Annotated in this window: 22 protein-coding genes; 14 read left to right on the top strand and 8 right to left on the bottom strand. The window is 66.0% G+C overall.

Going from position 1 to position 23,316, the window contains the following annotated elements; all coding sequences use genetic code 11:
• Positions 1 to 46: 46 nt before the first annotated feature.
• Entirely contained in the window at positions 47 to 541 is a 495-nt protein-coding gene (locus B3349_RS03620; RefSeq protein ID WP_066538402.1) for an Lrp/AsnC family transcriptional regulator, read from the bottom strand.
• A 292-nt stretch (positions 542 to 833) separates the two neighbouring features.
• Between B3349_RS03620 and B3349_RS03625 the strand changes: the two genes are divergently transcribed.
• From B3349_RS03625 to secF, 4 genes are all read left to right on the top strand, one after another.
• Complete coding sequence (locus tag B3349_RS03625) at positions 834 to 4,433, top strand: indolepyruvate ferredoxin oxidoreductase family protein (RefSeq protein WP_291586476.1); 3,600 nt, start codon at positions 834 to 836, stop codon at positions 4,431 to 4,433.
• 317 nt (positions 4,434 to 4,750) lie between these two features.
• A complete protein-coding gene (gene yajC / locus B3349_RS03630) occupies positions 4,751 to 5,089 on the top strand; it encodes a preprotein translocase subunit YajC (RefSeq protein ID WP_291586478.1) in 339 nt (112 codons plus the stop codon).
• A 77-nt stretch (positions 5,090 to 5,166) separates the two neighbouring features.
• On the top strand, positions 5,167 to 7,068 hold the full coding sequence (gene secD / locus B3349_RS03635) for a protein translocase subunit SecD (protein WP_291586480.1): 1,902 nt from the start codon (positions 5,167 to 5,169) through the stop codon (positions 7,066 to 7,068).
• Between the two features lie 11 nt (positions 7,069 to 7,079).
• Positions 7,080 to 8,033, top strand: a complete 954-nt coding sequence (gene secF, locus B3349_RS03640; protein ID WP_291586482.1) for a protein translocase subunit SecF — start codon at positions 7,080 to 7,082, stop codon at positions 8,031 to 8,033.
• A gap of 134 nt (positions 8,034 to 8,167) precedes the next feature.
• Here secF and dprA read toward each other — a convergent pair whose 3' ends face one another.
• Positions 8,168 to 9,391 (bottom strand): DNA-processing protein DprA, encoded by a 1,224-nt coding sequence (gene dprA, locus B3349_RS03645; RefSeq protein ID WP_291586637.1) that lies wholly within the window; start codon positions 9,389 to 9,391, stop codon positions 8,168 to 8,170.
• A gap of 215 nt (positions 9,392 to 9,606) precedes the next feature.
• On the opposite strand from dprA, the gene def reads away from it, so the two are divergent.
• The 5 genes from def to B3349_RS03670 all read left to right on the top strand — a co-directional run bounded on the left by def (position 9,607) and on the right by B3349_RS03670 (position 12,915).
• Complete coding sequence (gene def / locus B3349_RS03650; RefSeq protein ID WP_291586484.1) at positions 9,607 to 10,119, top strand: peptide deformylase; 513 nt, start codon at positions 9,607 to 9,609, stop codon at positions 10,117 to 10,119.
• Positions 10,116 to 10,634: an outer membrane protein assembly factor BamE domain-containing protein gene (gene bamE, locus B3349_RS03655; RefSeq protein ID WP_291586485.1), complete on the top strand. Its 519-nt coding sequence runs from the start codon at positions 10,116 to 10,118 to the stop codon at positions 10,632 to 10,634. Before def ends, bamE begins: the two co-directional genes overlap by 4 nt.
• 78 nt (positions 10,635 to 10,712) lie before the next feature.
• Complete coding sequence (gene fmt, locus B3349_RS03660) at positions 10,713 to 11,690, top strand: methionyl-tRNA formyltransferase (RefSeq protein ID WP_291586486.1); 978 nt, start codon at positions 10,713 to 10,715, stop codon at positions 11,688 to 11,690.
• Positions 11,687 to 12,577: an AzlC family ABC transporter permease gene (locus B3349_RS03665; RefSeq protein ID WP_291586487.1), complete on the top strand. Its 891-nt coding sequence runs from the start codon at positions 11,687 to 11,689 to the stop codon at positions 12,575 to 12,577. The genes fmt and B3349_RS03665 overlap by 4 nt, the downstream gene beginning before the upstream one ends.
• Positions 12,574 to 12,915 (top strand): branched-chain amino acid transport AzlD family protein, encoded by a 342-nt coding sequence (locus B3349_RS03670; protein WP_066538108.1) that lies wholly within the window; start codon positions 12,574 to 12,576, stop codon positions 12,913 to 12,915. Before B3349_RS03665 ends, B3349_RS03670 begins: the two co-directional genes overlap by 4 nt.
• Positions 12,916 to 13,030: 115 nt before the next feature.
• Here B3349_RS03670 and B3349_RS03675 read toward each other — a convergent pair whose 3' ends face one another.
• Complete coding sequence (locus B3349_RS03675) at positions 13,031 to 13,432, bottom strand: DUF3717 domain-containing protein (protein WP_218333467.1); 402 nt, start codon at positions 13,430 to 13,432, stop codon at positions 13,031 to 13,033.
• A 426-nt stretch (positions 13,433 to 13,858) separates the two neighbouring features.
• Here B3349_RS03675 and B3349_RS03680 point away from each other — a divergent pair, with 426 nt between their 5' ends.
• The 3 genes from B3349_RS03680 to B3349_RS03690 all read left to right on the top strand — a co-directional run bounded on the left by B3349_RS03680 (position 13,859) and on the right by B3349_RS03690 (position 15,760).
• On the top strand, positions 13,859 to 14,632 hold the full coding sequence (locus B3349_RS03680) for a TerC family protein (RefSeq protein ID WP_291586488.1): 774 nt from the start codon (positions 13,859 to 13,861) through the stop codon (positions 14,630 to 14,632).
• Positions 14,633 to 14,795: 163 nt separating this feature from the next.
• Positions 14,796 to 15,272 (top strand): hypothetical protein, encoded by a 477-nt coding sequence (locus B3349_RS03685; protein WP_291586489.1) that lies wholly within the window; start codon positions 14,796 to 14,798, stop codon positions 15,270 to 15,272.
• A 140-nt stretch (positions 15,273 to 15,412) separates the two neighbouring features.
• Entirely contained in the window at positions 15,413 to 15,760 is a 348-nt protein-coding gene (locus B3349_RS03690) for a phage holin family protein (protein WP_218333225.1), read from the top strand.
• On the opposite strand, the gene B3349_RS03695 is transcribed toward B3349_RS03690, so the two are convergent.
• Positions 15,734 to 17,305, bottom strand: a complete 1,572-nt coding sequence (locus tag B3349_RS03695; RefSeq protein WP_414646848.1) for a M48 family metalloprotease — start codon at positions 17,303 to 17,305, stop codon at positions 15,734 to 15,736. The genes B3349_RS03690 and B3349_RS03695 overlap by 27 nt on opposite strands.
• Before the next feature lie 282 nt (positions 17,306 to 17,587).
• Here B3349_RS03695 and moaC point away from each other — a divergent pair, with 282 nt between their 5' ends.
• Entirely contained in the window at positions 17,588 to 18,058 is a 471-nt protein-coding gene (gene moaC / locus B3349_RS03700; RefSeq protein WP_291586490.1) for a cyclic pyranopterin monophosphate synthase MoaC, read from the top strand.
• A gap of 34 nt (positions 18,059 to 18,092) precedes the next feature.
• Here the strand turns inward: moaC and B3349_RS03705 are convergent, their stop codons facing one another.
• From B3349_RS03705 to sucC, 4 genes are all read right to left on the bottom strand, one after another.
• Complete coding sequence (locus tag B3349_RS03705) at positions 18,093 to 18,794, bottom strand: TerC family protein (RefSeq protein ID WP_291586491.1); 702 nt, start codon at positions 18,792 to 18,794, stop codon at positions 18,093 to 18,095.
• Positions 18,795 to 19,033: 239 nt separating this feature from the next.
• Positions 19,034 to 19,717 carry a TerC family protein gene (locus B3349_RS03710; protein ID WP_066538101.1) on the bottom strand — a complete coding sequence of 228 codons (684 nt, stop codon included), beginning with the start codon at positions 19,715 to 19,717 and terminating at the stop codon, positions 19,034 to 19,036.
• 155 nt (positions 19,718 to 19,872) lie between these two features.
• The gene (gene sucD / locus B3349_RS03715; protein WP_066538099.1) at positions 19,873 to 20,766 is read right to left on the bottom strand and encodes a succinate--CoA ligase subunit alpha; all 894 of its coding nucleotides are present in this window, start codon (positions 20,764 to 20,766) and stop codon (positions 19,873 to 19,875) included.
• A 21-nt stretch (positions 20,767 to 20,787) separates the two neighbouring features.
• Positions 20,788 to 21,948: an ADP-forming succinate--CoA ligase subunit beta gene (gene sucC, locus B3349_RS03720; protein WP_192334460.1), complete on the bottom strand. Its 1,161-nt coding sequence runs from the start codon at positions 21,946 to 21,948 to the stop codon at positions 20,788 to 20,790.
• Positions 21,949 to 22,253: 305 nt separating this feature from the next.
• Here sucC and argC point away from each other — a divergent pair, with 305 nt between their 5' ends.
• Positions 22,254 to 23,186 (top strand): N-acetyl-gamma-glutamyl-phosphate reductase, encoded by a 933-nt coding sequence (gene argC / locus B3349_RS03725; protein ID WP_192334457.1) that lies wholly within the window; start codon positions 22,254 to 22,256, stop codon positions 23,184 to 23,186.
• Positions 23,187 to 23,316: the final 130 nt, after the last annotated feature.

Genomic DNA, 23,316 nt, shown 5'->3' on the forward strand with positions numbered 1-23,316 from the left:
GCGCGGCCGGGGCGTGCTGCAGTGCAGCGTTGTCCGCGGGCTGCGGCTAGCCCCTGGCAGGCGCCTTGGGCTGCAGATGGCCCAGCGGCCAGGCGCTGCTGGACTTCACCTCGCCCAGCGAAAAGCTGGTGTGCATGTCTTTCACATTTGGCAGGTTCAGCAGCACGGTGCGGGTGAAGTGCGAAAAGCTCTCCAGGTCCTTGGCCACCACCTGCAGCTCGAACATGCCTTTGCCGCTGATGTAGTGGCAGGACACGACTTCGGGAATGGCGCGGATGGCTTCCTCCATCTCGCGGGTGCGCACGCCGGTGCTGATTTCGGCATCGATGCGCACAAAGGCCAGCACCCCCAGGCCGATCTTGTGGCGGTCGATCTCGGCGTGGTAGCCGCGGATGAAGCCCGCCTCTTCCAGTGCCCGCACGCGCCGCCAGCAGGGCGCGGCCGACAGCCCCACGCGCTGGGCCAGCTCGGCATTGGTCAGGCGGCCGTCGGCCTGCAGGGCGGCGAGTATGCCCAGGTCGAATTTGTCGAGATTGTTCACTTTTTGGCAGATCTGAGAAAAATCCTTGCGCAAGACTGCAGGAAGTCGGCAAAGAAAGCAATCACCTTCCGGGCGGTGGAACCTACACTTGACCCGCATCATCGAAATTACATACAAAAGGTGCGGGGCCATGTCTGCGGGATTCGCTCCAGACGGGACCACTGCGCCGCCCATGGAGACAAGCGATGAAAGCCTATTCCGAAGCCGGGTGCGCCAGCGTGCGCGCCCCAGCCGAGTCCCGCCTTCCGGCCCAGGGCGCAGGAACTGCCGCTGCAGTGCATGGAGGTGGCCTATGAACGCCCCCTTGCCCGAAAGCGTGCGCCGCGCACTGGAAACCGTCACGCTGGATGACAAGTACGACCTGCAGCATGGACGTGCCTTCATGAGCGGGGTGCAGGCGCTGGTGCGCCTGCCCATGCTGCAGCGCCAGCGCGATGCCCAGGCCGGCCTGAACACGGCCGGTTTCATCAGCGGCTACCGGGGCTCCCCGCTGGGCACCTACGACCAGTCGCTGTGGGCCGCCAAAAAGCATTTGCAGGCCAATCACATCGTCTTTCAGCCGGGCGTGAACGAGGAACTGGCCGCCACGGCCGTCTGGGGTACGCAGCAGCTGGACCTGTACCCTGACTCCAAGAAGTTCGACGGCGTGTTCGGTATCTGGTACGGCAAGGGCCCGGGTGTGGACCGCTGCTCCGATGTGTTCAAGCACGCCAACATGGCGGGCACCGCCAAACACGGCGGCGTGATTGCGATTGCGGGCGATGACCACATCAGCAAGTCCTCCACCGCCGCCCACCAGAGCGACCATATTTTCAAGGCCTGCGGCACGCCGGTGTTCTTTCCCAGCAACGTGCAGGACATCCTGGACATGGGGCTGCACGCCTTCGCGATGAGCCGGTTTTCGGGCCTGTGGTCCGGGCTGAAGACCATCCAGGAAGTGGTGGAGTCCTCGGCCAGCATCTCGGTCGATCCGGACCGCGTGAACATCGTGCTGCCCGAAGACTTCGCCATGCCGCCGGGCGGGCTGCATATCCGCTGGCCCGATGCGCCGCTGGAGCAGGAAGCGCGCCTGATGGACTACAAGTGGTACGCCGCGCTGGCCTATGTGCGGGCCAACAAGCTGAACTACAACGTGGTGCAGGGCCAGAACGACCGCTTTGGCCTGATTGCCAGCGGCAAGGCCTACAACGACATGCGCCAGGCCCTGGTGGACCTGGGCCTGGACGACGCGGTCTGCCGCCAGCTGGGCATCCGCGTGCACAAGGTGAATGTGGTCTGGCCACTGGAAGCGTCGATCACCCGCGATTTCGCCCAGGGCCTGCAGGAAATCCTGGTGGTCGAGGAAAAGCGCCAGGTCATCGAATACCAGCTCAAGGAAGAGCTGTACAACTGGCGCAACGATGTGCGCCCGAACGTGCTGGGCAAGTTCGACGAGCAGGAAGGCGACAACTCCGGCGGCGAATGGAGCATGCCCAACCCCAGCCAGAACTGGCTGCTGCGCCCCAAGGCCGACCTGACGCCCGCCATCATCGCCCAGGCGATTGCCAAGCGCTTGAAGAAGCTGGGCGTCCCCGCCGACATCGAGGCACGCATGGAGCAGCGCCTGGCGGTGATTGCGGCCCGCGAACGGTCACTGGCCGAGATTCCGGCCGGCACCGCCGATCGCACGCCCTGGTTTTGCAGCGGCTGCCCACACAACACCAGCACCCGCGTGCCCGAAGGCTCGCGCGCGGTGGCCGGTATCGGCTGCCACTACATGACCACCTGGATGCCGGACCGCAACACCAGCACCTTCACGCAGATGGGCGGCGAGGGCGTGACCTGGGTGGGGCAGGCGCCGTTCACCACGGACAAGCATGTCTTTGCCAACCTGGGCGACGGCACCTACTTCCACAGCGGTCTGCTGGCCATCCGCCAGAGCATCGCCTCGGGCGCCAATATCACCTACAAGCTGCTCTACAACGATGCGGTCGCCATGACCGGCGGCCAGACCGTGGGCGAGCGGCCCGAAGGCCATTCCGTGGCGCAGATTGCCCACAGCCTGCGTGCCGAAGGTGTGGTCAAGCTGGTGGTGGTGACGGACGACCCCGGCAAATACCATGGCCGCACCCACCATGTGGACGCCAACCCGGCGCGCGCCAAGCACCTGGAGCTGCTGAACGACCTGCCGCCGGGCATCGAGGTGTTCCACCGCGACGAGCTGGACCGCATCCAGCGCGAGTTCCGCGAGATCCCCGGCTGCACGGCCATCATCTACGACCAGACCTGCGCCACCGAAAAGCGCCGCCGCCGTAAGCGCGGCACCTTGGCCACGCCGGACAAGACCGTGGTCATCAACGAGCTGGTGTGTGAAGGATGCGGCGATTGCTCGGTGCAGTCCAACTGCCTGTCGGTGGAGCCGGTGGAGACCGATTTCGGCCGCAAGCGCCGTATCAACCAGAACACCTGCAACAAGGACTACTCCTGCGTCAAAGGCTTCTGCCCCAGCTTTGTCACCGTCGAAGGCGGCACGCTGAAAAAGCCCAAGAAGGAGAAGAAGGGCGATCTGTCGGCACTGCCCCCCATTCCCGAACCGGTGCTGCCCGTGGCCGAGACGGCCTGGGGCATCGTGGTGGGCGGCGTGGGTGGTACCGGCGTGATCACCATCGGCTCGCTGCTGGGGATGGCGGCCCACCTGGAAGGCAAGGGCGTGGTCACGCAGGATGCCGGCGGTCTGGCCCAGAAGGGCGGCGCCACCTGGAGCCACATCCAGATTGCCAACCGCCCCGATGCCATCTACACCACCAAGGTGGACATGGCCAAGGCCGATCTGGTGATCGGTTGCGACCCCATCGTGGCGGCCAACAAGGCCTCGCTGGCGGTGATGCAAAGCGGGCGCACGTTTGTCGCGCTCAACAGCCACGGCACGCCCACGGCGGCGTTTGTGCACAACCCGGACTGGCAGTTCCCCGGCGGCAGCTGCGAAGCCGCGATTGCCGGGGCGGTGGGCGCCGGGCTGGTCGGCAGCTTCGACGCCGAACAGGCGGCCGTGCAGCTGCTGGGTGACAGCATCTACACCAACCCGCTGATGCTGGGCTTCGCCTGGCAGAAGGGGCGCGTGCCACTGGCCCACGCCGCGCTGATGCGCGCCATGGAGCTCAACGGCGTGCAGGTGGACAACAACAAGGCCGCCTTCGAATGGGGCCGCCGCTGCGCCCACAACCTGGCCGAAGTGCAGGCGCTGTACCAGGCGGCGCAGGTGATCCGCATCGTCAAGAAGCCTTCGCTGCAGGAACTGGTGGCCAAGCGGGTGGAATTCCTCAGCGGGTACCAGAACGCCGCCTATGCGGCCGAGTACCAGGCGCTGGTGGACCGGGTGCATGCGGCCGAAAGCGCGCTGGGCAAGAGCACGGCGCTGAGCGAGGCCGTGGCGCGCTATCTGTTCAAGCTGATGGCCTACAAGGACGAGTACGAGGTGGCCCGCCTGCACACCGATCCGGCCTTTACCGCCCGGATCGCGGACATGTTCGAAGGCGACTACAAGCTGGTGCACCACCTGGCACCGCCGCTGTCGGCCGCCAAGGACGCACAGGGCCATCTGGTCAAGCAGTCCTACCAGCCCTGGATCCGCAGTGCGTTCGGCGTGCTGGCCAAGCTCAAGGGCCTGCGTGGCACGGCGCTGGATCCGTTCGGCAAGACCGAGGAGCGCAGGACCGAGCGCGCGCTGATTGCCGAGTACCGGGCCAGTGTGGACGAGCTGCTGGCCGGCCTGACGGCCGAAAAGCTGCCGCTGGCCGTGCAGATCGCCCGCATTCCGGAAGACATCCGGGGCTACGGCCATGTGAAGGAGCGCCACCTGCAGGCCGCCCGGCCCAAGTGGGCGCAGCTGATGCAGCAGTGGCGCCAGGCTTGATCGCCTGAGGAAGTGCCCTGCCGCGGGCCGGCAGGGCACTGTGTACGGCCTGGGGCTGTGAGGGCCTGCGGGCCAGGGCTTGCAGGGGGCGATGGGGTGGGGGGCTGCTGGCGCCACGGCATCGGGCGGTTGCGCCCATTTTTTCTGGCCGCCCTGCCTGCGTACCGCTGCCGGCGCCGGTGGAGGCAAAAACCCGCCGCCAGCTTGGAATAGCCCCTGCGCCGCCAGAGAGGGCCGCATACAATGTCCCGTTCGCCTGGGACTTTTTGCGGTTGCAGGCACGTTTTATCTAGAACATTCCAAACTGGAGCTCCTCCGTGTTTATTTCTTCCGCTTTCGCCCAGTCCGCTCCCGCCGCCGCCGGCGGTGGCGACATGATGTCGTCGCTCACCGGCATGCTGCCGCTGGTGCTGATGTTTGTGGTGCTGTATTTCGTGATGATCCGCCCCCAGATGAAGCGTCAGAAGGAACACCGCAGCATGGTGGAAGCCCTGGCCAAGGGCGACGAAGTGGCCACCGGCGGTGGTCTGCTGGGCAAGGTGAATGACCTGAACGAACAGTTCCTGTTCATCGAAATCGCCAATGGTGTCGTTGTGCAAGTGCAGCGCAGCGCCGTGGTCCAGGTGCTGCCCAAGGGCACCGTCGCCTCCAAGTAAGCCCTTTTTGTGAGCGGGCCGGACGGCCGATGGCGCGCCCTGCCCTCTCACGCCCTGTGTGAGAGAAGAGCGCGAGCATGAACCGATACCCGGTCTGGAAGTACGCGATCATTGTGATCGCGCTACTGGTGGGGGTGGTCTACACCCTGCCGAATTTCTTTGGCGAGGCGCCTGCGGTGCAGGTGTCGTCGGCCAAGTCCACCGTCAAGGTGGACGATGCGGTGCTGCAAAAAGTGCAGACCGCCTTGCAGGCCGCCAGCCTGCCGACCGATCACCTGGCCCTGGAGGGCACGTCGGTCCGTGCCCGGTTTGATACGCCGGACGACCAGCTCAAGGCCAAGGACGTGATCCAGCGTGCGCTGATCACCGATGCGACCGACCCCGCCTACATCGTGGCACTGAACCTGGTGTCGCGTTCGCCCGACTGGCTCACCGCCCTGGGCGCCAAGCCCATGTACCTGGGTCTGGACCTGCGTGGTGGCGTGCACTTCATGCTGCAGGTGGACATGCAGGCCGCGCTGACCAAGAAGGCCGAGTCCCTGGCCGGCGACCTGCGCACCATGCTGCGCGACAAGAACATCCGCCATGGCGGCATCTCGCGTGACGGCCAGACCGTCGAAGTGCGCGTGCGCGACCAGGCGACGCTGACGGCGGCCCGCAACCTGATTGCCGACCAGTTCCCCGATCTGCAGGCCAGCGATGTGCCCGATGGCAGCGACGGCTTTGTGCTGCGCGCCACCATCAAGCCCGAAGCCCTGCGCAAGGTGCAGGAACAGGCGCTCAAGCAGAACATGACCACGCTGCACAACCGGATCAACGAGCTGGGCGTGGCCGAGCCGGTGATCCAGCAGCAAGGCCTGGACCGCATCGTGGTGCAACTGCCCGGCGTGCAGGACACCGCCAAGGCCAAGGACATCCTGGGCCGCACCGCCACGCTGGAAGTGCGCATGGTGGACGAGTCCTCCGAAGCGCGCTCTGCCGAAATGGGCTCCGGCCCCGTGCCCTTCGGCACCGAGAAGTACAACGACCGCAACGGCCAGTCGCTGATCGTCAAGAAGCAGGTGGTGCTGACCGGCGAGAACCTGACCGACGCCCAGCCCGGCTTTGACAGCCAGACCCAGGAGCCCACCGTCAATCTGACGCTGGATGCCAAGGGTTCGCGCATCTTCAAGGACGTGACCCGCGAGAACGTCGGCAAGCGCATGGCCATCATCCTGTTCGAAAAGGGCAAGGGCGAGGTCGTGACCGCTCCCGTGATCCGCTCCGAAATCGGTGGCGGTCGCGTGCAGATTTCCGGCCGCATGACCACGGTGGAAGCCAACGACACCTCGCTGCTGCTGCGCGCCGGTTCGCTGGCCGCGCCGATGGAAATCATTGAGGAATACACCATCGGCCCCAGCCTGGGTGCCGACAACATCAACCGCGGCATCCATTCCGTGGTGTGGGGCATGGTGGCGATTGCCGTCTTCATGTGCCTGTACTACATGGTGTTTGGTGTGATCTCCACCATCGCCCTGGGCGTGAACGTGCTGCTGCTGCTGGCCATTCTGTCCATGCTGCAGGCCACGCTGACCCTGCCCGGGATTGCCGCCATGGCCCTGGCCATCGGTGTGGCCATCGACTCGAACGTGCTGATCAACGAGCGCATCCGTGAAGAACTGCGCGGCGGCGCCTCGCCGCAGGCAGCGATCCAGGCCGGCTACGAAAACGCCTGGCACACCATTCTGGATTCGAACGTGACCACGCTGATCGCCGGTCTGGCCCTGCTGGCCTTCGGTACCGGTGTGGTGCGCGGCTTTGCCGTGGTGCACTGCATCGGCATCGTCACCAGCATGTTCTCGGCCGTGTTCTTCTCGCGTGGCCTGGTCAACCTCTGGTACGGCCGCCGCAAGAAGCTCAAGAGCGTGTCCATTGGCCAGGTGTGGAAGCCCGAGGGCGATGACCACCGTTCCGTGGCCTCCCGCGGCAACAGCAATTAAGGAGGAAGACCATGGAGTTCTTCCGCATCAGAAAAGACATTCCCTTCATGAAGTACGCGTTGGTCCTCAACGCGGTGTCCTTCATCACCTTTGCCCTGGCGGTGTTCTTCCTGCTCACCCGGGGTCTGCATCTGTCGGTGGAATTCACCGGCGGCACGGTCATGGAAGTGGCCTACCAGCAGACCGCCGACATTGGCAAGGTGCGCGACAAGGTTGCCAGCCTGGGCTACAGCGACGTGGTGGTGCAGAACTTCGGCACTTCGCGCGACGTGATGATCCGCCTGCCGGTACAAAAGGGCGTCACCTCGGCCCAGCAAAGCGAGCAGGTGCTGGGTGCGCTGCAGGCCGAAAATCCGGACGTCACCCTGCGCCGCACCGAGTTCGTCGGCCCGCAGGTCGGCGAGGAACTGGTGCACGGCGGCCTGATGGCGCTGGCCATGGTGGTACTGGGTATCGTGATCTACCTGGCGTTCCGCTTCGAGTGGAAGTTCGGCGTGGCGGCGGTGATCGCCAACCTGCACGATGTGGTGATCATTCTGGGCTTCTTCGCCTTCTTCCAGTGGGAGTTCTCGCTGGCGGTGCTGGCCGGCGTGCTGGCGGTGCTGGGCTACTCGGTCAACGAATCGGTGGTGATCTTTGACCGGATCCGCGAAGCCTTCCGCAAATTCCGCAAGCTCAGTACCCACGAGGTGATTGACCACGCCATCACCTCGACGATGAGCCGCACCATCATCACCCACGCGTCGACCGAAGCCATGGTGCTGTCCATGTTCTTCTTCGGCGGCCCCAGCCTGCATTACTTTGCGCTGGCGCTGACCATCGGCATTCTGTTCGGCATCTACTCCTCGGTGTTCGTGGCCGCTGCCATTGCCATGTGGCTGGGCGTCAAGCGCGAAGACCTGGTGAAGGCGCCGGTGCGCAAGGAAGGCGATCCCAACGACCCGAATTCGGGCGCGGTGGTCTGACCACCTCGCTGCGTACGTGATTCCAAGGCACCTTCGGGTGCCTTTTTTCATGGGGTGGTCGTGATCGGCAGCCCATCGCCGCAGTGGCCTCCCACCCTGGTTCTGCGCGCTCCGGCGCGGCGCCAGCGGGCCGCTCAGCTGCGCACCAGGCGCTGGAACAGTCCGCCGGGCAGGCGGGCCACCTGGCCGTCCAGCTCCTGCTCCAGCAGCCAGCCTTGCAGCGCGGCCGTGTTCCAGCCGGTGCGGCCCTGCAACTGGTCCAGGCCCATGGGGTCAAAGCCCAGCGCGGCCAGCACCGGGTGTTCGGTCGTGGCGGTGGTGCCGGGGGGCACCGCCGTGGAGGCCGGGGCAGCAGCGGGGGATGCTGAGGCGGGGGGAGCCTGTGTCAGCCGGTCCAGCGCCTGCCGGGCGGCGGGCAGCTCTTCCAGGATGTCCTGTACCGATTCCACCAGCTTGGCGCCCTCGCGCAGCAGCGTGTGACAGCCCTTGGCCTGCGGGGCGTGGATGGAGCCGGGAATGGCAAACACCTCACGGCCTTGCTCGGCCGCCAGCCGTGCCGTGATCAGCGAGCCCGAGGCCACGGCCGCTTCCACCACCAGCGTGCCAGCCGACAGGCCGGCGATCAGCCGGTTGCGCTTGGGAAAGTTGGCCGCCAGGGGCGGCGTGCCCAGCGGGTATTCGCTGAGGATAAAGCCCTGGCGCACGATGGCATGGGCCAGCGCCTGGTGGCTGCGTGGGTAGACCCGGTCGATGCCGGTGCCCACCACGGCCACGGTGCAGGGGCGCACGGCGCTCGGTAGCCCCTGCGGTGCGGATTCCAGTGCGCCCTGGTGGGCGGCCCCATCCACCCCCAGCGCCAGCCCGGACACCACGCACCAGCCTTGCCGGGCCAGCGTCTGGGCAAAGCTGCGGGCGTTTTCGCTCCCCTGTGCCGTGGGATTGCGCGAGCCGACGATGGCCAGCGCACAGCTGCTGTCCAGCAGCGGCACGGGCTGCCCTAGCCAGGCAGCGGGACCCAGGGCGTAGAGCATCAACGGGGGGTCTTCAATCTGCAGCAGGGCCGGGGGATAGCGCGGGTCGCCCAGCGGGATCAGGGCGCGTCCACAGCCTTCTCCCTCCGCTGCGCCCGCGTTCTGCAGCCAGGTCCATGCGGTGTCCAGGGCGGTGTCCCAGCCGGGGGGGTGCTGGTGCAACTGGGCGGCCTGGCTGGCATGGACGCAGGCCTGCAGCGCGGCCGTGCTCTGGGTGAAGATGGCCGCGGGGTGGCCAAAGCGTGTCAGCAGGCGCCGGGCCGCGCCGTTGCCGACACCCGGGGTCAGGGCCAGCCGCAGCCAGGCGGCCAGTTCGTCTTGCGACAGGGTCAGAGGGGGCATGGGGGCTTGGTGAGGGAGGACGGTTGGCGGGCGGCCGTGCCATGGGGCCACGGCGGAACGGAGGGATGGGGCTGCGCACGACCGGGCCGTGTGCGGAAATTTTCAGTCCATGCCCCGGAGTGGGCAATGCCTATCGGTCGGCTGCATGGCGGCCAGCGGCAAAAGTGGCGAAAATAGCGACATCTGTTCTTGCATCTGCCATGGCACTTCTTCCTATCCTCTGCTATCCCGATCCACGCCTGCACAAGGTGGCGCAGCCTGTGGCCCAGGTGGATGACCGCATCCGCACCCAGGTGGCGCACATGTTCGAGACCATGTACGACGCCAATGGCATCGGACTGGCAGCGACGCAGGTGGATTTTCACGAGCGCCTGATCGTGATCGACGTGTCGCAGGACCGTGACCAGCCCCTGGTGCTGATCAACCCGGAGATCCTGTGGGCCAGCGAAGAAAAGCAGCTGGGCGAAGAAGGCTGCCTGTCGGTGCCCGGCATCTACGACGGCGTGGAGCGCTCCACCGCCGTGAAGATCAAGGCGCTGGACGAACAGGGCCAGAGCCGGGAGATCGAAGCCGACGGTCTGCTGGCGATCTGCATCCAGCACGAGATGGACCACCTGATGGGCAAGGTCTTCGTCGAATACCTGTCCCCCCTGAAGCGCAACCGCATCAAGACCAAGATGGTCAAGCAGCAGCGCGAGGCAGAACGCGGATGATCGCCCACCCAGTGCTCCACCGACTGGCGCGCTGGGTGTGTGCAGCGGCCGGCATGGCCGTGGTGGCGCTGGCACTCACCGCCTGTGCCGTGCCCGAATGGCAAAAGCCCGGCACCCCGGCCAGCCAGATCCTGCAGGACATGGGGCCGCCCCAGGTGCGCAACCCGCTGCCGGATGGCGGCGAGCGCTGGGTCTACAGTCGCCAGCCCATGGGGCAGCAGATCTATCACTTTGATTTTGATAGCGGACAGCGCTTGCTGTCTGTGCGCCAGGTGCTCAACCCTTCCGATTTCCACCAGCTGCGCCCTGGCGTGGACACGCAGGACAGCGTCTACCGCTACTTCGGCAAGCCTGCGCTGGTGGAGGGGGTGGCCAATTTCAAAGGCGACATCTGGACCTACCGTTTCCGCGAGAATGGCGGAGACCGCATGGCCCATGTGTTCCTGGACCCGCAGCGCGTGGCGCAGCGCATCATGTTTACCGACGAGTGGCGCAACGACGACGACCGTCGCTGATGGCGTCGCCCGCACACGGCCTGGCGGCGGTGCATCGTTTTTTCCGGACCGGGGCTGGTCCGCAGACTGGTTGAACCCATGAAAGTTATTTTTGCCGGCACGCCCGATTTCGCGCGCGTGGCCCTGGAACGCCTGCTGGCTGCAGGCTTTGACGTGCCGCTGGTGCTGACCCAGCCCGACCGACCCGCCGGCCGCGGCATGAAGCTGCAGGCCTCCCCCGTCAAGCAGTGCGCGCTGGAGCACGGCATCCGCGTCGAGCAGCCGCGCAGCCTGCGCCTGGACGGCAAATACCCCGAGGACGCGGCCGCTGCGCGCCAGGCCCTGCTGGACGCGTGCGCCGACGTGATGGTGGTCGCCGCCTACGGCCTGATCCTGCCCCAGTGGGTGCTGGACCTGCCGCCCCGGGGCTGCCTGAACATCCACGCCTCCCTGCTGCCGCGCTGGCGCGGTGCGGCACCCATCCACCGTGCCATCGAGGCGGGGGATACGGAAACCGGCGTGACCATCATGCAGATGGACATCGGCCTGGACACCGGCGATATGTGCGTGCTCGAGCGCCTGCCGATTGCCCAGGACGACACCACCGGCAGCCTGCACGACAAGCTGGCCACGCTCGGCGGCCGCCTGATCGTGGAAGCGCTGGAGATGAGTGCCTGTGGCGGCCTGCACCGCACGCCCCAGCCGGCCGAGGGCGTGACCTATGCCCACAAGATCGAGAAAGCCGAAAGCGCCATGGACTGGCGTTTGAGTGCCTCGGTGCTGGACCGCCGCCTGCGTGCCTTCTCCCCGTTCCCCGGGGGCAGCACCCAGCTGGGCGAGGAAACCATCAAGCTGTGGGCCGCCGTGCCCGAGGACTTCGACGGCAGCGCCCAGCCGGGCCAGGTGCTGGCCGCCGACGCCCAGGGCGTGCTGGTGGCCTGCGGCGAAGGCGCGCTGCGCTTGACGCAGCTGCAGCGCGCCGGGGGCAAGAAGCTGGCCGCGGCGGACTTTCTGCGCGGTTTCGAGCTGCCCGTGGGCAGCCAGCTGCAATTGCCACACCTGCCGGAGCAGCCATGAGCGAAGTGAACGTCCTGTGGCAGCGGGCCACAGGCATTGCACGCCAGCCGGCCTTCATGCAAGGGGTGCGCGACATGCTGGGCACCATGCCCGGCATTGCGGCCTGGGGCCTGGTCACCGGCGTGGCCATGGTCAAAAGCGGCATGTCGCTGCCGCTGGCGGTGTTCATGACGCTGACCATCTACGCCGGCAGCGCCCAGCTGGCCGTGCTGCCGCTGATGGCCGTGGGGGCACCGCTGTGGGTGCTGTGGTTCACCGCGTTCTGCGTGAACCTGCGCTTTGTGATCCTGAGCACCATGTGGCGGGGCTTCTTCTCGCACCTGCGGCTGCGCCACCGGCTGGCGATCGGCTACTTCAGCGGCGACGTAATCTTTGTGGCCTTCACCAAGCGCTATCCCGAGGCGGTGAAGCGTCCCGAGCAGGTGCCGTACTTCTGGGGGGCCGCCCTGTCCAACTGGCTGGGCTGGCAGATTCCGTCCATTGCCGGCATCTACCTGGCCAATGTGATTCCGCTGTCCTGGGGCCTGGGCTTTGCCGGCGTGCTGGCGCTGCTGGGCGTGCTGTACTCCATGCTCAACGACCGCGCCACCTGGGTGGCCTGTGCCGTGGCCTCGCTGGCGGCGGTGGCGGCGTTTGCGCTGCCGCTCAAGCTCAATATCCTGACGGCGATTGCCGCCGCCGTGAGCGTGGGCCTGCTGATGGAGCAGGCCGAGCGCCGCGCCGCCCGTCTGCGCCCGCTGCCTGCGGTGCGCCCACCGGACCCGGCCAAGGGCGAACACCATCCGGTGCTGCCGCTGGATGAGGGCAGCGACACAGCGACTGCGCGGTCGCATGCCGCTGCAGCCAACCCGGCCGCGAATGCGGCGGCCAGCAAGGAGCGTGCATGAGCGGCGGCGAACACTGGATCTGGGGCTATGTGGCCAGCCTGGGGCTGGCGGTGATCACCCTGGTCACGCGGGCCTTCTTCATGGTGCCCGAGCGCGAGCTGCCCATGCCCGAATGGCTCAAGCGCGGTCTGCGCTACGCGCCGCTGGCGGCGCTGGCCGCCGTGGTGGCGCCGGAGATCGTGATGAGCAACGGCCAACTGATCCACACCCTGGTGGATGCGCGCCTGCCGGCCCTGGTCTGCGCCACCGCCTACTTCTGGTGGAAGCGCGGCATCCTGGGTACCATCGTGGTGGGGATGGCGGTGTACCTGCCGCTGCACATCGGCCTGGGCTGGTAGGGCCCGGGCAGCTGCAGCGCCGGCCTTGCCGGCCCGGTGCTGCGGAACACCCCAGGAGGGCGCGCAGGTCGCGCCCTTTTGCATGTCCTGGTGGATGTGGGTGGTGAGGGTGTGCTTACTTTGCGCGTTCGGCGTAGCGGGTGAAGCGCAGCGCCGTGCCTTCGGCCACGATGCGCCGCCACACGGCACGTTTTTGCACCGGGCTCAGCTCCAGCCACTGCTGCACCTCGCCAAAGCTGCGCCCGCAGCCCTTGCATTGCGCATCACCCTGGCTGGTGGAGCAGATCGCGATGCACGGTGTGTCCGGCTGCGTCTCGTACCAGCCCAGCCAGGCCTGCATGGCGGCGGAGGACAGGCTGGCGGGGTTCACTTCCTGGGCGCCGGCATGGATCAGCCGCGCATACACCGGGGCCAGCGCCCGCACCTCGGGCGACAGGCGTACGCCGTCCGGACTGGGGTGCCGCTGCCGCCAGTGGTTGATGGCGGCTTCGATGTCGGTGATGTGGATGCCGTGCATGGGCAGGAAGTGACGCAGCAAGGAAGCAAAAGGCAGGCGGCATGATAGTGCGCCCCCGGCATCCGCAGCCGCTGTGGTGTTTTGCGCGCAGATGACGACTTTTTGCTGCAACACCGCATTCTGTGTTCCAATAGCGAAATTCAAAGGGGAGTAGTTCCCCGTTTGCACCGCACTGTCCCAGGGCGGACCGCAGACGGATGCCAGGTCGTCAATACGGAGTCTTGCACTCCCGGCCTGCCAGGCACGGTCATACCGCTGTCGAACAAGACCTTTGGGCCCGTGGCTTCCATGGTCTGCTCAAAGTGTCACTTCCTGTCAGCAAGCACCGCTTGCCGGCAGTTTGTTGCCCCTTTTCTCCATGGTGCCCGGTATAAAGGCGCAGTCGGTTCGGAACTGGCTGTCTTTCGATAACGAGGACTTCTCACCATGGATTTGGACTTTCTCACCCATACCCCCTTCTGGATCGCGCTCGGCCAGATCATCATCATCGACATCCTGCTGGGTGGCGACAACGCGGTCGTGATCGCGCTGGCCTGCCGCAAGCTGCCGCCTGAGCAGCGCCGCAAGGGCATCATCTACGGCACGGCCGGTGCCATCGTGTTGCGCATCATCCTGATCGCCTTCGCCATGGTGCTGCTGCAGCTGCCTTTCCTGAAGGTGGTGGGCGCCCTGCTGCTGGTGTGGATCGGCATGAAGCTGATTGCGCCGGAAGAAGACGGCCATGACAACATTGAAGGCAGCGACAAGCTGTTTGCCGCCATCAAGACCATCATCGTGGCCGACCTGGTGATGTCGGTGGACAACGTGATCGCCATTGCCGGCGCCGCCCAAAGCTCGGGCGAGCACCAGTTCCTGCTGATCGTGCTGGGCCTGCTGATCTCCATCCCCATCATCGTCTGGGGCTCGCAGCTGGTCATCAAGCTGATGGAACGCTACCCCTCCATCATCGTGGCCGGCGGCATGCTGCTGGGCTGGATTGCCGGCGGCATGCTGGTGACCGACCCGCTGTTCGTGGTGCCTGACCAGTGGACATGGGCTCCCAAGCTGCTGGAGTACAACGCCGAGACCAAGATGGCGGTGTTCAACTCCTCCATGCCCATCTACTGGATCGCCCACGTCGGCGGTGCACTGCTGGTGCTGGCCATTGGCAAGATGGCTGCGGCTGCTGCCAAGAAGAAGGACAAGGCGGAACACGCCTAAGCGCTGAGCAAGCCGGGCCGTCTGCATGCGGGCGGCCCGCCATCTCCACAAGGGGCAATCGCAGGAAAGTGCTGCAAAAATGCGGGAACCAAACCGCAACATGCAGGCTCACACCGCCGATCTGCCCCTTTTTTTGCGCCGACAACCAACAGGAACCTACCGCGTGGAAACCATCATCGTGTATCTGGACGATGCGGAGTATGCCCAGCCGCTGCTGCAGTCCATGGCCCAGGCCCCCCGTGCTGCCAATACCCACTGGGTGGTGGTCGCCTGTGCGCCGCGCATCACCCACCGCGTGAGCAAATGGGTGAGCAACCGCGCGCGTGAGAACTGGCGCACCAAATGGGCGGACAAGCTGTTTGCGGCCTCCCTGCCGCTGCTGCAGGGCAGTGCGGGCCAGGTCACTCCGCTGCTGGCCCGGGGCCCGCTGGCCGAAGTGGTGGACCAGCTGCGCCAGGAACTGGGCACCTCGCCCCAGATCATTGACCTGCGCCGTCCCAAGCTGGAATCCCATACCGCACCGGTGCACGCGCCGGCGGTCCTGGGCAAGGGCAAGCTGCAGACCGGCCGTGCCCTGCCCGCCGTGCTGGCGGCCATGGCCACCTGCCTGGGTGTGTTCCTGGAAGAAGCACTGATCTGACGCGTTGCCCGGTGCGGTGCCGCTGTGGCACTGCACGCCGGTCGCTGTATCCGAGGCTGCGGTACCCCCGCAGCCTTTCTTTTTGGTGCTCGCGGGGGCTGGCACCCCGCACGCCGGCCTGCTGCGCTATGCTGGCTGGCATGAAATTGCTGCTCAACTGGATTCTCAGTGCGTGCGCACTGCTGCTGGTGGCCTCCGTCTACAGCGGGCTGCAGGTGCACAGTTTTGGTTCGGCCCTGTGGGCGGTGGTGGTCATCAGCCTGTTGAACCTGCTGGTGCGCCCCATCCTGGTGGTGCTGACCTTGCCGGTCACGCTGCTCACCGTGGGGCTGTTCCTGTTCATCATCAACGGCCTGATGTTCTGGGCCGCTGCCAACCTGCTGTCGGGCCTGAGCGTCAGCGGCTTCTGGGCGGCGGTGTGGGCCGCCTTCCTCTACTCGCTGCTGGGCATGGTCATCGACTCAGCGCTGGGCCGTCTGTTCCCGTAGCAGGGCCTGCACGGCACGCAGCCGCGTGTCGATGATGGAGGCTTCGAAGTGGTCGGCCTGGGCACCGCTGCGCTGGCCCAGCTGCTGGCCGGCCTTGAAGCGGTCCACGGCCGCCGCGTAGTCGTACTGGGCGACGGATGCCTCGGCCTCGGCCCGCAGCGCACGCAGCGGCTGGCCGGATTCGCGCGAGGCGCGGGCCAGGGCCTGCCAGGCGGCTGCATCCTGGGGATGGTCGCTGACCCAGGTTTGCAGTGCGCCCGCCACCTCTGCGCTGCGGTGCAGCATCGACAGGGCCTGGGCCCGCTGCAGCAGCGTTGTGCGCTCCGCCTCCGGATTGGGGTGCTGTGCGGCAGGGGCGGGCGGAAGCTGTTCCAATCTTTGCAAAGCCTGTTGCGGGCGTTCTGCGGCCAGGGCCAGCTCGGCGGCCAGCCACAGGGTCTGGCGCTGGGCGGCGGCATCGCCCTGGGTCAGGGCCTGCAGGCGGGGCAGCAGCGCTTCGGCGCCGGCCAGATCGCGCAGCTGCAGCAGGCCGTGGATGGCGGCATACAGCGTGCCGGCCTGCTGGGCAGGGGTCTGCTGGGCGAAGCTGTGCTGGGTTGGCAGGGCCGCCCATTGGCGCAGCGCATCCGGCCCGGGACGGGTCAGCACGCGGGCGCGGGCGCTGACCATGGCGTGCTCCAGCGTGGCAGGCTTGGCCTGGGCGGCCTGGCCCAGCATCTGGGTGCGGGCCTGCATATCGGCCATGCGCTCCGTGGTCAGCGGGTGGCTGCGCAGATAGGGCCAGCTGCCGTTGTCGTTGATGCGGTTGGCCTGCTGCAGGCGCTCGAACATGCTGGCAAAGCCGGCCGGGGCAAAGCCGGCCGGCGCCATCAGGCCGTAGCCCACTCGGTCGGCCTCGCGCTCCATGTCGCGGGAGAAGTTCAGCTGGTTCTGCACGGCCAGGGCCTGGCCGCCCATCATCATGGCCATGCCGGCGTCCGGGCTGCGGCTGGCTGCCAGCGCCCCCAGGATCATGCTGGCCACCATCAGCGGCGTGCTGCGCTTGTCCTGGGCGATCAGCCGAGCAATGTGGCGCTGGGTGACGTGGCTGAGTTCGTGGGCCAGCACCGAGGCGAGTTCATCGCGTGTGGCGACGGCCCCCACCAGTCCCAGGTGCACGCCCAGAAAGCCGCCGGGCAGGGCAAAGGCGTTGATGCTGCGGTCGCGGCCCAGCAGCACCTCCCAGGCAAAGCGTTCGTCCAGCTCGGGCGACAGCTCGCCACGCTGGGCGGCGGCCTCCTTTAGCGGGTACCAGATGCCCATTACATAGCTGTGCACCACCGGGTCGTCGATGTAGTCCGGGTCGCGGTAGAGCTGGCGGATGATGCTGTCACCCAGACGGCGCTCGTCGTTGGCGGTCAGCTCCGCACCGTCGCCCATGCGCGGCAAGGCCACGTTCTGGGCCTGGGCCGTGGGCAGGCTGGCGGGAATGACACTGAACAGAAACGTAGCGCCCAGCGCAGACAGGATGCGCGCCACAGGCATTTTTCGCACAGAAAGTTGCATGGCAGAAAAGTCGGCAGAAATCACAGGCAGGGCCCGCCGCAACGCCCGGGGTGCCAGGTGCTGCAGCAGCCAAGGCGCCGCTCCCGGCGATGGCTTGTGCACCGGGCCGTACCGGGTATCGCAGGCGCTATACCCTTGGCGGCCGGTGCAGGCGCGGCGGAATCACCCCCGTATGATGCCTGCAATCGCTCAATGTTCCTGGGCAGCGTTCGGTCGGGACCGGCCGACCCGGGTGCGGCCCGGCGCAGTACCCGGCTTTTCCTCGCATTTCACGGTATTTCTATGGCAGACCAACTCACCCACTTCGACGCACACGGACAGGCCCACATGGTGGATGTCGGCGGCAAACCCGACACCCACCGCATCGCCGTGGCTGAAGGCCGCATCGTGATGGCGCCGGCCACCCTGGCCATCATCGCCAGCGGCACGGCCAAGAAAGGCGATGTGCTGGGCATTGCCCGCATTGCCGGCATCATGGCCGCCAAGAAAACCAGCGACCTGATCCCCCTGTGCCATCCCCTGGCCCTGACCCGTGTGGCCGTGGATTTCGAGCTGCTCGACGCCGACCACGCGGTGCAGTGCACGGCGACGGTGGAGACCCGGGGCCAGACCGGCGTGGAAATGGAAGCCCTGACGGCAGTGCAGGTGGCCCTGCTGACCGTGTACGACATGTGCAAGGCGGTGGACAAGCGCATGTGCATGGAGGGGATCCAGGTGATTGCGAAGCAGGGCGGGAAGAGCGATTTCCGCTAGCTCGGGTCTGGCCGTACCGCTCCCGGGGCCGGATTCAGCGCTGCTCGGGGCCGGCGGAGGCGGCTTGGCGGCGCTGCAGGGTTGTGCCCACCAGCAGCACCAGGGCGGCCCCCGCGGCGGCGGCGGCGTAGTGGACCCAGGGACGGGCACCGGTGAAGTCGGCCAGCACATGGTCGTTGGCGATGGTTTCACCGGCCACCCAGCCGATCAGCGCGGCGCCCAGAGTGACGATGGCGGGCCAGCGCTCCATCAGCCGGATCATCAGCGTGGAGCCAAAGACCACCAGCGGGATGCTGATGGCCAGGCCCAGCATCAGCAGCGTGAAGTTGCCCTGGGCGGTGGCGGCCACGGCGATCACGTTGTCCAGGCACATCACCATATCGGCCAGCAGGATGGTGCGGATGGCCGCGAACATCGAGGTGCTGCCCGGGGCACTGCTGTCGCCGCTCTGCGGATCGTCCCCCTGGAGCAGGCCCACGCCGATCCACAGCAGCAGCAGGCCACCGACGATTTCCAGGAACGGGAACTGCAGCAGTCTGGCCGCCACGACGGTGAGGCACACCCGCATGGCGATGGCAAAACCCGCGCCCCACAGAATGGCTTTTCGTTGCTGTTGCGCCGGCAGGCTGCGGGCGGCCAGTGCGATGACCACCGCGTTGTCACCCGAGAGGATGACGTCGATCCAGATGATTTTGAAGAGACCGATCCAGAAGGCGGTTTCAAGCAAGGCTTCCATGCAGGCAGTGTAGGCATGGGCTGACACTGCGGCTACAGGCTGGCAGGCAGCAACGGCTGCGGCATGGACTTGGTGCGTGCGGCTTGCCAAGCCCGCAGCGCAGGCGTATCGCGCGCGGGCCTGCACGCCGAGGGGGCTGCATGCGGGGAAGGCTGCGTTCCAGGCCCCAGAACGCAACAAGGCGCCTGCAGGCGCCTTGAGCGTGGGGCGTGCGCGGGGCGCGCACGCGGAGGCAGCGGTCAGTCGCTGGCCTTGGCCGTGCGGGACTGCATGTACTTGCCCACGGCCACCACCAGGATGGCGCCCGCCGCAGCGGCGGTGTAGTGCAGCCAGGGGTGGGCTGCGGTGTAGGCGTGCAGCAGATTGTCGTTGACGATGGTCTCGCCGCCGACCCAGCCGATCAGGGCCGCGCCGAAGGTGATGATCACGGGCCAGCGTTCCATCAGCTTGATCATCAGCGTGGAGCCGAAGATCACCAGAGGGATGGAGATGGCCAGGCCCAGGATCAGCAGGACCATATTGCCCTGGGCGGTGGCGGCCACGGCAATCACGTTGTCCAGGCTCATCACCAGGTCGGCGATCAGGATGGTGCGGATGGCAGCGACCATGGAGCCCGTGCCCTTGGCTTCGCCTTCTTCATCTTCACCACCGCTGAGCAACTGGTAGCCGATCCACAGCAGCAGCACGCCGCCGATGACCTGCAGGAACGACAGCTCCAGCAGCTTGGCCGCCACGACGGTCAGCACAATGCGCAGCACCACGGCAGCGCCGGAGCCGAACATGATGGCCTTCTTCTGTTGCTCAGGGGGCAGCGAACGGGCTGCGAGGGCGATGACGACAGCGTTGTCGCCAGACAGGATGATGTTGATCCAGACGATCTTCACCAGGCCGATCCAGAAATCGGCATTGCTCAGGAACTCCATTTTTACTCCGCTGTTATGAATGGAAAACGCCAGCCTGCATGAGCAGACTGGCGTTTTCTTTTATGGGAGCGCCCAGTGTAGTAGGGCCGGGCACCCTTGCCGATGCGTAATTCTGCGTAACCCGGGCAAAAAAAGTCGCCCGGGAGACGGAGTGATTACAGCAGGCCCTTGAGCAGGCGGCCCATTTCGGAAGGATTGCGGGTGATGGTGAAACCGCATTCTTCCATGATGGCCAGCTTGGCGTCGGCCGTGTCGGCACCGCCGGAGATCAGCGCGCCAGCATGGCCCATGCGCTTGCCGGGAGGGGCGGTCACGCCAGCGATGAAGCCCACGATAGGCTTCTTCATGTTGGCCTTGCACCATTGTGCGGCTTCGGCTTCGTCGGGACCGCCGATTTCACCGATCATGATCACGGCGTCGGTGTCGGGATCGTCGTTGAAAGCGCGCATCACGTCGATGTGCTTCAGACCGTTGATGGGGTCGCCACCGATACCGACAGCGGAAGACTGGCCAATGCCCAGTTCGGACAGCTGTGCCACGGCTTCATAGGTCAGCGTGCCGGAACGGCTCACCACGCCGATGCGGCCCTTCTTGTGGATGTGACCGGGCATGATGCCGATCTTGATCTCGTCGGGCGTGATCAGGCCGGGGCAGTTGGGGCCCAGCAGCAGGGTCTTCTTGCCGCCGGCCGCTTCCTTGGCCTTCATCTTGTTGCGCACTTCCAGCATGTCACGGACGGGAATGCCTTCGGTGATGCAGATGGCCAGGTCCAGATCGGCTTCCACGGCTTCCCAGATCGCTGCAGCAGCGCCTGCGGGCGGCACATAGATCACCGATACGGTGGCGCCGGTGTTGTGTGCAGCTTCCTTGACGGAGGCGTAGATAGGGATGTTGAAGATCGACTCGCCGGCCTTCTTGGGGTTCACGCCCGCCACGAAGCAGTTCTTGCCGTTCGCGTATTCCTGGCACTTTTCCGTGTGGAACTGGCCGGTCTTGCCGGTGATGCCCTGGGTGATGACTTTGGTGTCTTTGTTGATAAAGATCGACATGTGTTTATCTCCGAGGGCTTCTTACTTGACGGCTTCGACGATCTTGGTGGCCGCTTCGGCCATGGTGTCGGCGCTGATGATGGGCAGGCCGGATTCGGCCAGCATCTTCTTGCCCAGCTCTTCGTTGGTGCCCTTCATGCGGACCACCAGAGGCACTTGCAGGTTCACGGCCTTGCAGGCAGTGATCACGCCGGTGGCGATGGTGTCGCACTTCATGATGCCGCCGAAGATGTTGACCAGAATGCCCTTGACCTTGGGGTTCTTGAGCATGATCTTGAAGGCTTCGGTGACCTTCTCGGGGGTGGCCCCGCCGCCCACGTCCAGGAAGTTGGCAGGCTCGCCGCCGAACAGCTTGATGGTGTCCATGGTGGCCATGGCCAGACCGGCGCCGTTCACCAGGCAGCCGATATTGCCGTCCAGGGAGATGTAGGCCAGGTCGAACTTGGAAGCTTCGACTTCGGCAGGATCTTCTTCGTCCAGATCGCGGAAGGCCACGATTTCGGGGTGGCGGAACAGCGCGTTGGAGTCAAAGTTGAACTTGGCGTCCAGAGCGATCAGGTTGCCCTTGGAGTCGCAGTTCAGCGGGTTGATTTCCACCAGCGATGCGTCGGTGTCCATGTAGCACTTGTAGATCTTGGCGAAGATGTCTACGGCTTGGTCCACGGAAGCGCCGGTCAGGCCGATGGCAGCAGCCACCTTGCGCGACTGCGCTTCGGTGATGCCGGTCAGCGGGTCGATCATCTCGGTGACGATCTTCTCGGGCGTGGAATGGGCCACTTCCTCGATGTCCATGCCGCCTTCGCTGGAGGCGATCAGGGCCACCTTCTGCGTAGCGCGGTCGGTCACCAGGGACACATACAGCTCATTCTTGATGTCGGCACCGTCTTCGATGTACAGACGGCGGACCTTCTGGCCTTCGGGGCCGGTCTGGTGCGTCACCAGTTGCATGCCGAGGATTTGCTCGGACAGCTTCTTCACGTCATCGATGGTCTTAGCCACCTTGACGCCGCCGCCTTTACCGCGGCCACCGGCGTGGATCTGCGCCTTCACCACCCACACGGGGCCACCCAGCTTCTGTGCTGCCTCTACAGCTTCCTGGACGGTGAACGCTGGAATGCCGCGGGGAACGGGCACACCAAATTGGCGCAAGATTTCCTTGCCTTGGTATTCATGAATCTTCATGAGTTTGTCTCTGTGAACGGAGGGGAAATACCCGTTTGCCATGGACGCGTGGTCAGGCGGCCGGGCTCGTATGACATGGCAATCGAAGAATGTACCATGCTGCATCGCAACGAAAAAGAGCTTTGTCAAGTGGCATATACGTATATACATACGTGGTTGTGCGACATTGTCGCCAGCCCGTCATTTGCATCGGGGCGCTGCAGCGGCCGTGATTTCAGTGACAATGCGGCCCTTAATTCCTTGGAATGAAACGTGCCGCTTGGCGGAGTGTGTGGGTGTGCGCCAGAGGGCGCGGGAGTGAGTGAATGTCCAAAGTCTTTATCGATGGCGAGGCCGGAACCACGGGTCTGCAGATCCGCGAACGCCTGCAGGGAATGGCTGGCGTCGAGCTGGTCAGCATTGCCCCCGAGCTGCGAAAAGACCCTGCTGCCAAGCGCGATTTGATCGCGGGCGTGGACCTGGTCATCCTGTGCCTGCACGACGATGCGGCGCGCGAAACCACCGCCATGGTGGACGCCATCACCGCCGAGACCGGTCGCGCCATCAAGATCATCGACGCCTCCACCGCCCACCGTGTGGCGCCGGACTGGGTCTATGGCTTCCCCGAGCTGCGCGCCGGTCAGCTGGAGCTGGTGAAAACCGCCACCCGCGTGACCAACCCCGGCTGCTACGCCACGGGCGCCATCGCCCTGCTGCACCCGCTGGTGGCTGCTGGCCTGATTCCGACCGATTTTCCGCTGAGCCTGCCCTCGGTGTCCGGCTACTCCGGCGGCGGTCGTCCCATGATCGAAGCCTACGAGGCGGGCACCGCTGCGCCTTACGAGGCCTATGCCCTGGGCCTGGGCCACAAGCACATCCCGGAAATCCTGCACTACACGGGTCTGACGCGCCGTCCGGTGTTCATCCCCGCCGTGGGCAATTTCCGCCAGGGCATGCTGGTGCAACTGCCCCTGCATCTGGACACTTTGCCCGGCGCCCCCAAGGCGGCCGATCTGCACGACGCGCTGGCCAGCCACTATGCCCGCACCAACACGCCCGCCAACTGGGTCAGCGTGCTGCCGCCCACGGACGACAACAAGCTGGCGGCCGACACCCTGGCCGACACCAACCAGCTGGAGCTGCGCGTGTTTGCCAATGAGCAATACCGCCAGGCCGTGTTGATTGCCCGACTGGACAACCTGGGCAAGGGCGCCAGCGGCGCGGCCGTGCAGAACCTGCAGCTGATGCTGGGCCTGTAACCCGGCGCTTCTCCTTCCATAGCATGCCGTGCAGGCCCACAGGGCGTGCGGCGCACCGGGCCAGGGCTTAGGCCCCGGCTCCGCCCCTGGCGGTCCCAGGGGGCATGGACCCTGCCGCGCGCCATGGCGT

Source organism: Comamonas sp. UBA7528 (assembly GCF_002479375.1).
Lineage (GTDB): Bacteria > Pseudomonadota > Gammaproteobacteria > Burkholderiales > Burkholderiaceae_C > Comamonas.